Origin of the sequence: Stenotrophomonas sp. 22692 (genome assembly GCF_052045015.1) — a bacterium.
GTDB classification, from domain to species: domain Bacteria; phylum Pseudomonadota; class Gammaproteobacteria; order Xanthomonadales; family Xanthomonadaceae; genus Stenotrophomonas; species Stenotrophomonas geniculata.
Genome location: NZ_JBQEMR010000002.1, coordinates 260,364 through 274,550, shown reverse-complemented (window position 1 = coordinate 274,550; position 14,187 = coordinate 260,364). Strand labels below are relative to the sequence as shown.

General features: G+C 65.7%; 9 protein-coding genes. 1 reads left to right on the top strand and 8 read right to left on the bottom strand.

Annotated elements, in window-relative coordinates:
• Nucleotides 1-73: 73 nt before the first annotated feature.
• From ACTJJM_RS03530 to ACTJJM_RS03495, 8 genes are all read right to left on the bottom strand, one after another.
• Nucleotides 74-2,494, bottom strand: a complete 2,421-nt coding sequence (locus tag ACTJJM_RS03530) for a TonB-dependent receptor domain-containing protein (protein ID WP_241873746.1) — start codon at nt 2,492-2,494, stop codon at nt 74-76.
• A gap of 146 nt (nt 2,495-2,640) precedes the next feature.
• The gene (locus ACTJJM_RS03525; RefSeq protein WP_010483584.1) at nt 2,641-3,051 is read right to left on the bottom strand and encodes a hypothetical protein; all 411 of its coding nucleotides are present in this window, start codon (nt 3,049-3,051) and stop codon (nt 2,641-2,643) included.
• 164 nt (nt 3,052-3,215) lie between these two features.
• Nucleotides 3,216-3,893, bottom strand: a complete 678-nt coding sequence (locus ACTJJM_RS03520) for a Fe2+-dependent dioxygenase (RefSeq protein ID WP_012510312.1) — start codon at nt 3,891-3,893, stop codon at nt 3,216-3,218.
• 10 nt (nt 3,894-3,903) lie between these two features.
• Nucleotides 3,904-4,623, bottom strand: coding sequence for a tetratricopeptide repeat protein (locus tag ACTJJM_RS03515; RefSeq protein WP_241873748.1), 720 nt, complete (start codon nt 4,621-4,623; stop codon nt 3,904-3,906).
• Nucleotides 4,624-4,691: 68 nt separating this feature from the next.
• Nucleotides 4,692-6,998 carry a TonB-dependent receptor gene (locus tag ACTJJM_RS03510; protein ID WP_125437789.1) on the bottom strand — a complete coding sequence of 769 codons (2,307 nt, stop codon included), beginning with the start codon at nt 6,996-6,998 and terminating at the stop codon, nt 4,692-4,694.
• Between the two features lie 150 nt (nt 6,999-7,148).
• Nucleotides 7,149-7,553 carry a hypothetical protein gene (locus ACTJJM_RS03505; RefSeq protein WP_125437791.1) on the bottom strand — a complete coding sequence of 135 codons (405 nt, stop codon included), beginning with the start codon at nt 7,551-7,553 and terminating at the stop codon, nt 7,149-7,151.
• 203 nt (nt 7,554-7,756) lie between these two features.
• Nucleotides 7,757-8,089, bottom strand: a complete 333-nt coding sequence (locus ACTJJM_RS03500) for a non-heme iron oxygenase ferredoxin subunit (RefSeq protein WP_005412525.1) — start codon at nt 8,087-8,089, stop codon at nt 7,757-7,759.
• Nucleotides 8,086-8,625 (bottom strand): GNAT family N-acetyltransferase, encoded by a 540-nt coding sequence (locus tag ACTJJM_RS03495; protein WP_049434494.1) that lies wholly within the window; start codon nt 8,623-8,625, stop codon nt 8,086-8,088. The genes ACTJJM_RS03500 and ACTJJM_RS03495 overlap by 4 nt, the downstream gene beginning before the upstream one ends.
• A 241-nt stretch (nt 8,626-8,866) precedes the next feature.
• Here ACTJJM_RS03495 and ACTJJM_RS03490 point away from each other — a divergent pair, with 241 nt between their 5' ends.
• Nucleotides 8,867-14,185, top strand: a complete 5,319-nt coding sequence (locus ACTJJM_RS03490; RefSeq protein ID WP_241873749.1) for an RHS repeat domain-containing protein — start codon at nt 8,867-8,869, stop codon at nt 14,183-14,185.
• Nucleotides 14,186-14,187: the final 2 nt, after the last annotated feature.

The following is a 14,187-nucleotide window of genomic DNA, read 5'->3' as shown; positions in this document are numbered from 1 at the left end:
TGGTAGATCCACGCCATGCGTGGATGAAGCGGTGCCGACCAAGGTTGGCACCCACCAAGGCGGTGCGCGGCGATCAGAACTTCGCGTTGAGCGAGATCCAGTAGCTGCGGCGCTGGTCCTTGGTCGCATAGTCGTCCACGCAGTTGAATTCGCTCTGGCTGATCAACAGGCACGACTGCGAGACGAAATCCTTGTCGAGCAGGTTGTTGACCCGTGCGTTCACCGTCAGCCAGGGCGTGGCCTTCCAGCTGCTACCGAGATGGAAGATCGTGTAGTCCTCGTAGTAGCGGGTGTGGCTGGCGCCGCTGGCATCCAGCAGCGTGTCGCGGTAGCGGTCGTAGCGGCCCTCACCGATCAGCGACAGGCTGACCGCTTCATTGATCTGCCAGTTGAGGCTGGCGTTGGCCATGTGTTTTGCCGGCATGGTGCCGCTGATCGGCAGCCCCTTCTGTGCGCCACTGGTCTGCTCACTCTTCGTCCAGGTGTAGTTGCCGCGCAGCTGCAGGGTGTCGAGCAGGTCGACATGACCGGCCAGCTCGGCACCGCGGGTCTCGGCCTTGTCGATGTTCACGCTCTGGGTGAAGGTGCTGTAGCCCAGTGCTGCCCAGCCTGGGCCGATGTCCACGCAGTAGCCGCTGCCGGCGCGGGCCACTTCGCAGTTGGGGAAGGTGCCGCCGCTGGCGATCTTGTCCTCGAATTTGTTGAAGAAGCCGGTCACGTTGAAGCCCCAGCGCTGGCCCTCGTAGTAGGCGGCCAACTCGTAGTTGGTGCTGGTTTCAGGCTTCAGGTTCGGCGAACCCACCAGCGGCAGCACGCCTTGGCCACCGAAGCCGGTGATGCCCGGGAACAGCTGGTCCGGACGCGGGGTCTTGTAGCCGGTGCTGACGCCACCCTTGAAGGTCCACGCGTCGCTGGCGTTCCACACCAGGTAGCCGCGCGGGCTGACGTGGCTGCCGAACACGTTGTGGTCGTCGTAGCGCAGGCCGAAGGTGGCGGTGAGGCTATCGGTCAACGCCCAGTTGTCCTCGGCGAACAGCGCCCACATGCGGTGCTTCTGCTTGGTGTTGCTGCGATAACCGGCGCCATCCATGCCGAACACGCCATCGATCATGTCGGTGTCGTTGTACTGGCCACCGACGGTCAGCTTGTGCGCGCCGAAGTCGAGGTCGAGCATCGTGTCGAGCACGTAGCCTTCCAATTCCATGGTGCGCAGCGGGCGCGGCAGGAACGCCTGCAGGCGCGCCATCTCGCTGGGATTGAGTGCGGTCAGCGCATTGCCGCGGCCGGCCGCACAGTTGTTGGCGGCACCGGTGCGGCGGCAGACGTCATTCCACAGCGTCTGCAGGTTGGCGCGCTCGTCCAGGGTCAGCGGCAGCGAGCGGCCGAGGTTGCTGCTCTTGCTGTGGGTCAGCGAGGTCTGCCAGGTGCCGAAGCTGTAACGGCCCTGGTGGGTCAACGACAGCTGGTCGCGCTCGTAGCGCTGGTAGGCGGTGTAGCCCACGCGCGGCTGCACCACGCGGCGGGTGACGGTGCCGCTGCCGTTCGGGTTGGGGATGACCGCGTTGCCGACGCGCCAGAGGCTGGCCAGGCTGTCCAGCGTGCCGGTCTGGCCTTCGCTGTTGTCGTACTTCTGCCGCGACACGTCGTAGTCCAGCCACAGTTCGTGATCGTCGTTGACGCGGAAATCCAGGCGTACGCCAGTGTTCCAGTTGGTGTTGGCCACCGACTTGCCACCGCCGCCGAAGCCGATGCTGCGCTCCCACAGCGTGCCGTCGGGCAGGGTCAGTGCATCCCATTCCGGGTTCGATGCCTTGGCATCGTAGTAGCTGCCGCGCACGGCGAGGCTGAGGCGGTCCTTCAGCAGCGGGCCGCTCAGGTAAAGGTCGGTGGTGCGCGCATCACCGAACTGGTCGTCCTGCTGCACGGTGAAGCCCTGGGTGACGGCGCCGTGCCAGCTGTCCTGGTTGCGTCGGGTGATGATGTTGATGACGCCACCCATTGCATCCGAGCCATACAGCGTGGACATCGGGCCGCGCACCACTTCGATGCGTTCGATCGCGTCCAGCGGCGGCAGGTAGGCGAACTGGCCGCCACCGAAGTTGTTCGGATACAGCTGGCCGACATTGCTCTGGCGGCGGCCGTCGATCAGCACCAGCGTGTACTCGGACGGCAGGCCGCGCATGGAGATGGTGGCACGACCGTTCTTGTCGCTGGCTTCCAGGCCGACATCGATGCCTTCGACGTCGCGCAGCGCGTCGACCAGGTTGGTGTAGGGGCGCTTGCTCAGTTCTTCGCGACTGACCACGCTGATGCTGGCCGGTGCATCGACCACCTTCTGCTCGAAGCCGGAGGCGGTGACCACCACTTTGTCCAGCGTCTGCGGCGCGCCGGAAGCGTCACCGTGGGCGAAGGCAGGGGCGGCCATGGCCGCCAGCACGGCACTGGTCAGCAGGGTACGGGACAGGGACGAACGGACACGATGGCGCTGGGCCATGGCAGTAACCTCGAAGGATGCAGGGTGGTGCAATGCCAGGCGCGAACGGCGCGGCATGCACGGGGAGGCCCGGTCAGGGGCGGCAGGGATGAAGCAGGCAGCGGCGCGCTGACGCGACCGCGCAGGCGGTCACGCGGGGCCGTGGATCAGGCGAGCGGCGGCGCCTGGCCGCGTTGCTGGCGCCGCCCGGGCGCGTCGGCCCAGGGCGTGTCCGGAGCGGCCAGCGGCCAATCCGGGCGCACACCGGGCATGGCCGGCGTGGCGGGTACGAGTTCACGTTCGGTACGCAGCCACTGGCTGGCCAGCAGCAGCGGCGGGTGTGCCTTCTCGGCTGATTTCACCGGCGCGGCAGCACAGCGACGCAGCTTGGCCGGGGCTTCTTCCTGCAGCGGGGCTTCGCCGCCACGCTCTTCCAGCGGCGGCTGCACTGCCTGCGCGGCGTTGCCGGCGTGGGCCTGTGGGAGCAGCGGCACGGTACCCATCAGCAGTACCAGCATCGCCACCCACGCCAGCAGGCTGGCCAGCGCAGGACGCTGGCCGCGCATGGCGGTGCCCATCTTGCGATGGATGAGTGGGCGAGGGCGAAGCGGGCGCAGCAAGCAGGGGTCCCCAGGGGTCTGCCGGCAGTGGCCGGCATCAACGGGGCGTGATTGTAATGAGAGCTGTTAGCTGTTGCAAATGAGAATGATTGCCAAAATATCGCAGACTGGTCGGATGGGGCTCAGACTTCGCTCCAGCGCCGCAGCAGGTTGTGGTACACGCCGGTCAGCTGCAGCACCGCTTCGGCGTCGCCGCCGGTCTGCCGCAGGCGCTCGATCGAGCCGTCCATTTCCCACAGCAGGCGGCGCTGCACATCGTCGCGGACCATGCTCTGCACCCAGAAGAACGAGGCCACGCGCGCGCCGGCGGTGACGGGGCGCACCTGGTGCAGGCTGCTGGACGGGTAGACGATCAGGTCGCCGGCGGGCAGCTTCACTTCGTGCTCGCCGTAGGTGTCGCTGATGATCAGTTCGCCGCCCTCGTACTCGTCCGGCGCCGAGAGGAACAGGGTGCAGGAGATGTCCGAACGCAGCTGTTCGCCGTTGGCCAGGTTCATCACCGCGCCGTCGACGTGGAAACCATAGGTGCCGCCGCCGCTGTAGCGGTTGAAGCGCGGTGGCAGGTACTTCAGTGGCAGTGCGGCGCTGAAGAACAGCGGGTGCCGGGCCAGTGCGACGAGGATGATCTCGCCCAGTTCGCGGCGCAGCGGTGAGGCCTCGGGCAGCTGCTGGTTGTGCTTGGCCTGTGCGCCCAGATGGCCGACGGTCTCGCGGCCATCGGTCCAGTCGGCGGCATCCAGCCGGCGGCGGAAGTCGGCCACCTGGTCGGCGCTGAGAATGTCGGGGATGTGCAGCAGCATGCGGGACTCCTCAGAGGGACGGCGGTGCGACCAGGGCGCGCACCTGTGGATGCGGCGATGCGGCCAGTTCCGGCACGAGATGCGCCATGAACGCCGGGCTGCCGTGGGCCAGTGCAAGCCGCAGCCAGTGCACGGCCTGCTCGACGTGGCCGGCCTGCAGCAGGATCGAGGCGTAGTTGGCCTGGCCGCGGAAATCACCGGCCTCGGCCGCGCGCTGGTACCAGGCAAGCGCTGCCTGTGGATCGGGCGCAGTGTCCAGTCCTTCTTCGAGGTGGCGGGCCAGCAGGTTCATCGATTTGGCATGGCCCAGGTGTGCGGCACGGGTGTACAGGGCCAGTGCCTGCGCGCGGTCCTGGGTCACGCCGCGGCCGGTGGCCAGCAGGTTGGCCAGGTTGTACAGGCCCCAGTCCAGGCCGGTGTCGGCGGCGCGCCGGTACCAGACGGCTGCCAGCGCCGGGTCGGCGACGGTGCCCTGGCCCAGCTCATGGCAGCGACCGAGCATGTTCATCGCCATCGGCGCGCCGTTGTTGGCGGCGGTTTCGTACCAGAGCAGTGCCGCCGAGGCGTCCTGTGCGGTGCCTTTGCCTTCCATGTGCATCTGCGCGAGCAGCAGTTGTGCCTCGACCTGCCCGGCCTGCGCAGCGTCGCGCACGCGCGCGAAGGCAGCCTGCGGATCGTGCTGCAGCAGCTCGGCCAGGGCGTCGCTGTCGATGGGGGTAAGGGTCGCCATGGGGTGAGTATCGCCGGAAACAAAAACGGCGGCAGGAAAGCCTGCCGCCGTGGTGGAGCGGAGTTACATCAGAACTTCACGTTCAGTGCCAGGGTGGCCGAGCGACCCGGGGCGATGCTCGCGTAGTGCGAGGCATAGGCCTTGGTGAAGTAGATCTTGTCGGTCAGGTTCTGCACGTTGAGCTGCAGGCTGATGTTGTCCTGGATCGCGTAGCTGGCCATCGCGTCGAAGCGGGTGTAGCTGGCAATCCACTTGGTGTTGGCAACGTCACCGTACTGCTTGTCCGAGTAGAACGCACCGGCGCCGACGGTCAGGCCGATCGGGAAGCGGTAGGTGGTCCACAGGTTGGCGCTGTGCTTGGCGGTGTTCGGGAACACGTTGCCGTTGTTCGGCGACGGCACGTAGACGTTGGACGGGCAGGTGCGGCCCACCGGTGCGCCACAGACAAAGCCATTGTCCTTCAGCTCGGAATCGAGGTAGGTGTAGCCGCCGTACAGGCTCCAGGCGTCGGTCAACTGGCCGTTGAAGCCCAGCTCGAAACCGTTGATCTCTTTCTTGCCGGCGTTCTGGCTGGTGCCGTTGTCGACGGTCACGCGCGCGTTGTTCATCACGGTGTGGAAGATCGCAGCAGTCAGGTTCAGGCGGTTGTCCAGCAGGTCCCACTTGGTGCCCAGTTCGAGGTTCTTCGTGTCCTGCGGCTTGAGGTCGGCAACGGCCGCGCTCAGGCCGTCCGAACCGTCACCACCGTCCATGCCCGGCGGGGTCGAGGAGGTGCCCCAGGACAGGTAGATGCTGCCATTGGCGGCCGGCTTGAACACCACGCCGGCCTGGTAGTTCAGGAAGTCGTTGCTGTTGCGCACGCGGGTCGGTGCCTTGCCGGCCACCGGAGTGGTCAGGGTGGTACGGAAGTCGTCGTAGCGCAGGCCGAGGTTGATCATCCACTGCTCATTGAGCTCGATGGTGTCGAACACGTAGGCCGAGGTGGTCTTGGTGCGCTGCTCGACGTCCAGCGCCTTGTCGCTGCGATAGACGATCTGACCGGCCGCCCACGGATCGTTCGGGTTCGGATTGTTGAAGTCGGTGCAGTTGTAGCCGGTGGCCGCGCCGGACACCTGGCAGCGAGTGCTGTTGGCGCTGTTTTCAAGGGGATTGGCGGTGCCCGGCGACATCAGGTAGCTGCCGCGGGTCATCTTCTCGTCGCTGTACTCCACGCCCGCGCTGTAGCTGTGCTTGAGCGCGCCGGTCTGGAAGGCGCCGGTCAGGCCCAGCTGGTCCGCGAAGCTCTTGACGTCGACGGCGCGGCTGTTGGTGCGGCGCCACAGGGTGCCGTAGTTGTTCGGGTTGCCCTTGCTGTCGTCCGGCTGGGTCCACAGGTAGTCGTTGCTGGTGTTGCCCAGGCGCGCGATGTTGCGCAGCTTGTGGCCACCGAAATCGTAGCTGGCGTCCAGGGTGCTGATATCGGCGCGGGTACGCTGGAAATCACGGTCGACCAGGCCGTAGTAGTTGTTGCGGTCCGGCACCATCGGGCGGCCGTCGCCGTTCTTGGCCACGTTCGGGCCGCTGGTGAACGGGTTGTTGTACGGGAAACCACCCGCATCGGGCAGGTCATCACTCTGCATGTGGTAGTGGCTCGCGATCAGCTGCGCCGGGCCGTTCAGGCCGAACGCGATCGACGGCGCGATGCCCCAACGGCTGACATTGGCCGCATCACGACCGGCGATGTCCGACGCGTGCTTCATCAGGTTCAGGCGGGCGGCGATGCCATCGCCCAGCACGTAGTTGGCGTCCACGGTGCCGCGCGCGTAGCTGTCGGTGCCGATGCCCATGCTGGCGCTGGTCTCGTTCTTCAGCTTCGGCGTCTTGCTCACCAGGTTCAGGCTGCCACCACCGGAGTCACGGCCGCCGTAGGCCGAGCTCGGGCCCTTGACCACTTCCACCTGCTCCAGGTCGAAGATCTCGCGGGTCTGCGAGCCGACGTCGCGCAGGCCGTCGACGAAGACGTTGCTCTGCGAATCGAAGCCACGGATGAAGGGGCGGTCACCGGTCGGGTTGCCGCCTTCGCCGGCACCGAAGGTGATACCCGGGACCATGCGCAGCGCATCCTGCAGGTTGGTCGCACCGGTTTCGGCGATCAGCTTCTCCGACACGATCGACACCGACTTCGGGGTGTCCAGCAGCTCGGCGGTGAACTTCGGCGAGGACGGATTGAACCAGCTGCCGCGCACCTGCACCTTGTCCAGGTCGGTGGCGTTGCGGGAGCTGGCATCGGCGCTGTCGGCGGCCTGTGCGACCAACGGTGCGAAGCCGGCGGCCAGGGTGGCGGTAGCGAGCAGGGAAACGCGCGGGGCGTGCTTGCGGGACGTGATGTGGGTCATGGTCTGGGTGGCGGTGGCTTGGATCAGAAAAGGGCGCGGGCCGAAGCGCAGGCAGCGCGATGGCATGTAGAAGGCGGTATCTGTAGAGCCGAGCCGACGCTCGGCTGGCAGGAAACGTAAACAGGCGCACGGCAACAGCCGCAGGGCGCCTCAGCTGGCGTGCGATGCGGGCGGTGCGTGGCCGGGGTTCAACCGCAGTGCGGGATCGTGCAGCTGCCAGCGCAGGGCGTTGGAGCGCCATAGCGGAACATGCGCGACCAGGACGGCGCGCGGGGGAGCCAGTCCGGTACAGGGCGTGGTGCCCTCGCCATCCAGCGGCGGCTCCGGTGCTGGCGCGGCAGGGTGCGGGCACTCGTCCGCCGGCGGGGCCGGCATCGGCATGACCTGCTGCAGATCATCAGCGTGTGCCTGCCAGCCGTGGGCAGCCGGGTTGTTGCCGCGCCCTTCGTGCAATGCCGACCAGCCCAGCAGCAGCGTCAGCAGCACGACCACAAGCAGCGGCCACCCTTGACGGGCAAGCTGGCACAGCGTGGCGGTGGGCGCGGGCGAAGCCATGGCGCGGGGGCAGAGTCGTTACGAAGATGTTACGTAGAATAACATCAACGATAATGATTCGCATGTGCGGGGCGTGGCGGCCCCCCGAGGCGGCCACGGGGCGCCCTGGAAGGGTCCTCATGGCCTTCCGGTAGATTCACCCCATGGGTTGATGCTCTCTGGCGGGGCGCCCCGTGAATGATCTCTCCGGGCGGGGCGCCGCCTCAATCCCGGTCGTCGCGGGTCCAGACGGCGTCGTGTTCGCGCTTCACCGGGAACTTGGGCACAGGGCTGTAGGCCGGCGCGCACAGAGCGCGCCCGTCACGCACGTCGAAGCGCGCGCCGTGCAGCACGCACTCCACACTGCCTTCGGTGGTGTTGAATTCGCCCGAGGACAGCTCGAACTCTTCATGCGTGCACTGGTCTTCCAGGGCGTACAGCTCGCCGTCGAGGTTGAACACCACGATCGGCGTGCCGGTCACCTCGTCGAACACGCTCTTCATTTCACCCGGCAGCAGCTCGTTGCCGGCACAGACAAAGGTCCAGGCCTCGCTCACGCGGCGGCTCCGGCCAGCGGCTTTTCCAGGATCTCGAAGCGCAGGTCGTCGCGCTTGGGAATGCCAAAACGCTCGTCGCCATACGGGAACGGCTTCTTGATGCCGGTGCGGCTGTAGCCGCGACGCTCGTAGAAGGCGATCAGCTCGTCGCGCACGTCGATCACCGTCATCTGCATCACCGGCACGTTCCATTCGCGTGCGGCGTGCGCTTCGGCAGCGTCCATCAGCTGCTTGCCGACGCCGCCACCCTGCTGGGCCGGGTCGACAGAGAACATGCCGAAGTAGCCCTTGCCGTCGACATCGGCGACGTGGGCGCAGGCCACCAGCTGGTCCCCGCGCTCGGCCAGCAGGATGGTGGAGCGCGGGCGGTCCAGGTCGGCCTGGATGCCCTCGGCGTCGATGCGGGCACCGTCCAGCAGGTCGGCTTCGGTGGTCCAGCCGACGCGGCTGGCGTCACCCCGGTAGGCCGAGGTGACGAGGGCAATGAGGGCGGGGATGTCGGCCGACGTGGCGGCGCGGAAGGTCAGGGTGCTCATGGGGACATTCTATGTGGGGCGGGGAAGGGCGCGGGAGGCTGCTGGTTGACGTGACTTTGCCGAGTTTGGCCAATGCGTGGACTTGACGCCATCTTCATTATTCGTTCATATCTGTGACCAGCACCCGCCCACCGTGAAGCAACGCGTGGCTGTCTGCCGGAGTGGGTGCCGCCTGGTCGAAGGCCAACTGCCGTTCGGCGCGGGTGGGGCACACAGGGACGTCGATCCAGGGAGGATCTGCATGCAGTCTGGCCTCATTTCTCATCCGCGCGCCGCAACGGCTGCCAAGGGTCTGTTTCTCGGTTTCATTGCCCTGTGTGTGCTGGCACCGGTCAGCGTTTCCGCCCAGATCGTTCCCACCTGGCGGCAGGAGTACGACAAGCGACTGAAGTACGGGGACCTTGTCGAACCACTGAAGGGCGAAATCTTCGGCGAGCAGGTCAACCTCTATGACGGTTCGATCAGCTTCAAGGCTACGGATGTTTCGATTCCGGGCAATGGCAGCCTGACGATGACCTTGGGCCGCAGCTACCGCGATGGCGATGGTAGTAGTGAGAGCCCATTCTCGGATTGGGATCTGGATATTCCGTCCATGTCCGGCGTCTATGGCGATCTGCCGGAGACCGCTGCTGTCGGCTATTGGGCGCCCGCTGCGCGCTGCAGTACGGTGGCGGCGCCTCCGTCACTCGAGGTCTGGAACCGTCGCCGCACCCAGACCGTCAATTTCTATCCCAATACGTTCTGGGATGGCGTGCGCCTCTCCCTGCCAGGTGGTGGCGGTGAGCCGGTGCTGGGAGGCAGCGGAGATGCGCGCCAGCCGCAGCCGCAGTTTGGCGAACCGGCGCCTTGGAATACCAAGGGTGGCTGGACGTTCAGTTGCCTGACCGCCCTGAAGAGCGGACAGCCGGGACAAGGCTTCCTTGGTCATGCGCCCGACGGTACCAAGTACTACTTCGACTGGATGGTCGCCAAGCCCCACAACGGTGCAACGCTGCAACCTTACGGGCCAGAAAGCAATGCACTGCTGAATCGAAAGCGTGTGTTCCTGTACCCATCGCAGGTTGTGGATCGCTTCGGCAACTGGGTGCGCTACGAGTGGAGTGGCGACCGGCTGTTGCGCATGGTTGCCAACGATGGCCGCGAGATCAGCCTGGGCTACAACGCGAAAGGACTGATCGCGTCCGCAACCGCTGCAGGGCGCACCTGGACTTATGGGTACACGGAGGCCGATATCCTGCGGACAGTGACGCTGCCGGACGGTACCCAATGGGTCTACAACCTGCCGCCGCTGTCAGTCACCCACAAGTATGCCGACTACATCGGGCAGAGCATCTGGGAGTACATGGACTACCCGGCCACATGCTCGCGCGTCAACAAGATCGTGCCCAGCGAGATCACCCTGAGCATCCAGCATCCGTCGGGTGCGCTGGGAACGTTCCTGTTCCGCCCGTTCCGCCACGGGCGCAAGAATGTAAAGCTGGATTGCCAGACCTCTGGCGACAATCACCTGTTTGCCGATGGCTGGAACTACACGCCGGTCTACCGTGACGCAATGTCGCTGGTGACCAAGACCATCAGCGGTCCGGGCATGCCCACTGCACAGTGGACTTATCAATACACTAATCTCAACGGTGCTTTCGCCCAGGACCTGGGCGGTCCAGTAATCCCGGTGGGCCAGGCAGAGCCGAAGATCACCACCGAAACGCTGCCCGATGGTGTCGTTCGCGTCTATGAGTTCGGCAAGGAAGTTGCCTACAACGATGGCCTGTTGTTGTCCACGACAACGCGATCGGGCGGCTCGGTCGTGCGCATTGATCGCAACAACTACTATCCGGATGCCCAGCTGGATGTGGCGCCCTTCCCGAAGGAGGCCGGCAAGGACTTCAAGTACGGTGCCAACGATCTCAAGGCCCATTACAACCGCCCCGTCCAATCCACCGTTGTGGAACAGGATGGCGTGCAGTTCACCCGCACCGTGCAGGCCTTTGATGCATTTGCGCGCGAAGTCACCGTTGTCGAAGCGAATTCCGCCGGCCAGAGTCGCACCAGCAGCACCAGCTACTACGACAATCCCGCGCTGTGGGTGAACGGCCAGGCGGCGCGCAGTGTGCTCAATGGCATCGAGCAGTCCCGCACCGAATTCGATACGGCCAAAGCACTACCGTTACGCGCCTATGCATTCGGCCGTCTGGCGCAGCAGGTGACCTACGCAGCCGACGGCACGGTTGCCTCGGTGGCCGATGGCCGCGGCAATACCAGCCATCTGTCGGGATGGAAGCGTGGTGTTCCGCAGCAGCTGCGCATGCCGGCCACGCCCGAAGCGCCCAATGGCGCGGTGCGCACGGTTGTCGTCGACGACAACGGTTGGATCACCTCGCTGACCGACGAAACCGGCGCAACCACCAGCTTCAGCTACGACAGCATGGGCAGGCTGCGCAGCCAGCAGTTCCCTGGCGGCGACAGCGTGAACTGGAATGGCGTAACCATGGACCTGCAGCGGCTGGGTGGCGCGCAGCTGGGGGTGCCCGCCGGTGCGTGGAAGCACTCCCGCACGCAGGGCGGGCGGCGCACGGATACCTACCTGGATGCGATGTTCCGCCCGGTGCTGGTGACCGAAAACGCCAACAACGTGCTGGACAGCGCCGTGGTGACCCGCTACGACACCAGCGGCAAGACTGTGTTTGCCTCGTATCCCACGCGGCAGTTCTCCGATATCAATGCCACCCTGACCGGCATCACGACGCAGTACGACGCGTTGGGCCGCCCCACCGTGGTCAGTCAATCGTCCGAGCTGGGGGCACTGGTTACCCGCACGGAGTACGTGGGCAATCTGTCGGTGAAGGTGACCAATCCACGCGGCCAGGCCACGACGACCCGTCATCTTGCCTACGACCAGCCCAGCTATGAGATGCCGCTGACGCTGCAGCATCCGGAAGGCGTGGTGACCGAGATCCAGCGAGACACGTTGGGCAAGCCGCTGGCGATCACCCGCCGCAGTGCAGACGGCAGCCAGTCGCTGACCCGCCGCTACGTCTATGACGGCTACCAGCAGCTATGCAAGACCATCGAACCGGAAACCGGCGCGACCGTGCAGGACTACGACGCGGCAGGCAACGTGCTGTGGTCGGCGGCTGGCACGGGTTTGACCAGCACCACCGACTGCAACCGCAGTGAAGCGCTGGCCAGTGGACGTGCGGTGAAGCGCAGTTACGATGCTGCCAACCGCTTGTCGACCCTGATCTTCCCGGATGGGCGCGGAAATCAGAACTGGTCCTACGCGCCTGATGGTCTGCCTGCCGAGATCAGTACGCAGAACGACCCGGCCCGGCCGATGGTCGTCAACCGCTACCAGTACAACCGCCGCCGCCTGCTCAGTGGCGAAACCCTGCAGCATCCGGATTTGGGTAATCTGAGCCTGGCCTATGGCTACGATGCCAACGGCACACTGGCCAGCAATACCTACCCGGGGGGGCGCGTCGTCAGCTATGCGCCGGATGCACTGGGTCGGGCGACGACGGTCGGCGGCTATGCAAAAGAGGCCAGTTACTTTGCCAATGGCGCGTTGGCCCGCTTTGTCTATGGCAACGGGATCGTGCACACGTTGACCCAGAATGCCCGCGGACTGCCTGACCGCAGCCGCGATGCCACTGCAGCGGCCGCAGTGCTGGATGACAGCTACGACTACGATGCCGGCGGCAATGTGATGGCCATTTCCGATGGCCTGCCCGGGGCGCCCGGTAACCGGGACATGACCTATGACGGCCTGGACCGGTTGCGGACGGTCACTGCACCGGGCTTCGGCAACGCCTTGTATGAGTATGACGCGCTGGACAACCTGCGCCGTGCCAAGGTCGGCAGCCGCGATCGTACGCACTATTTCGATCCGACGAATCGGTTGGTCAACGTGATCGAAACCGGAACGGGGGCAACCGTGACCGGTCTTGGCTATGACGTGCAGGGCAATCTTTCGGTGCGCAATGGCCAGGCTTTCGCGTTTGACTACGGCAACCGGCTGCGTGCGGCGGGTACAGCAGAGAGCTACGAGTATGACGCCCATGGGCGCCGGGTGAAGGCCAGCGCCAGTGGCAAGGGGGCAATCTACTCGTTCTACGACAACGGCGGTGTGCTGCGATTCCAGCGCAACGAACGTACCGGCAAACAGACCGACTATCTCTACCTGTCAGGCAGCCTGGTGTCCCAGGTGCATGGCGAAGCCGCACCCAGCGTTCCCGCGCTGAGTGCGCCGGGCTACATCACCCAGGGCAGCGTGAACCTGACCTGGAGCCCGGCCGGTGGTGCCAACCGCTATGAGCTGCAGCGTGCCCTTGCGGGCACCTGGAGCACGGTCTTTGATGGCGCGGCGCAATCGTTCACCAGCACCGGCCTGGTCACGGGAACCTATCAGTTCCGCGTGCGCGGCTGCCGGGCGGTGTGCGGCGGATGGAGCAATGTCGCATCAGTGGCCGTGGCATTGGCACCATCCACTGTGCCGACCTTGAACCTGCCTGCCACGGCCTTCAACGGCAGCTACAACGTGGCTTGGTCTGCGGCTTCCGGTGCCGAGCGCTATGAGCTGGAGGAAAGCGCCAATGGTGGCGCATGGGCCCAGGTGCACAACGCCATTGGTCAGTCCAAGGCTTTCAGTGGCAAGGCAGCGGGAAGCTACAACTACCGGGTTCGCGCATGTAACCCGGTGGGGTGCACGGGATACAGCGCCACGGCTGCGGTGACGGTGGTGTATCCGCCTGCCACTGCGCCAGGTCTTTCTGCGCCGGCACGCGCTGCGCCGGGCAGTATCGGCATCGGCTGGAACGGGGTGGCTGGTGCCACGCGCTACACCCTGCAGGAAAGCAGCAATGGTGGTGGATGGGTCACGCTGTTCGACGGCAACGCGGGTTCCTATGCCACCGCTGCGCGCGGGGGCGGCAGCTATGGCTATCGGGTTGCCGCCTGCAATGGCGCAGGCTGCGGACCGTGGTCGGCCACGTCGACGGTAGCGGTGATCGGACCGCCGACGATCGAGCCGGTGATCAGCGCGCCGGGCCTGGTGAACGTGCCGCAGTACAGCCTGAGCTGGTCGGTGCCGGCCAACAGCGAGAGCTTCGTGCTGGAGGAGAGTGCCAACGGTGGTGGCTGGACGGTGGTGCATAACGGCGGCGGGAACAGCTTTGGTGCCAGCCGTGGCAATGGCAGCTACGCCTATCGCGTGAGGGCATGCAATTTCGCGGGGTGCAGTCCCTACTCGGGCATCGCCAGTGTCTCCGTGGTGCTTCCTCCCGCGGCCACTCAGATCTACGTGGCCGAGTGGCTCAGCACGCGCAAGGCGCCCTATCAGGTGCAATGCAGCGTCGGCTGGCGCGCGGTTCCGGGGGCAACGGAGTATCAGCTTGAGCCTTCCGGAGCTGGACGGCGCCTGTACACCGGCCCCAATACCTACGTGCAGTCGAGCGGCGGGACCTACTGCGCCAGTCTCTACATTGTCAGGGCCTGCAACGCCGGTGGCTGTTCGGCATGGTCCGCAGACTTCCCCGTCACCCGCGGCGTATTGAGCTGGGACTAAGC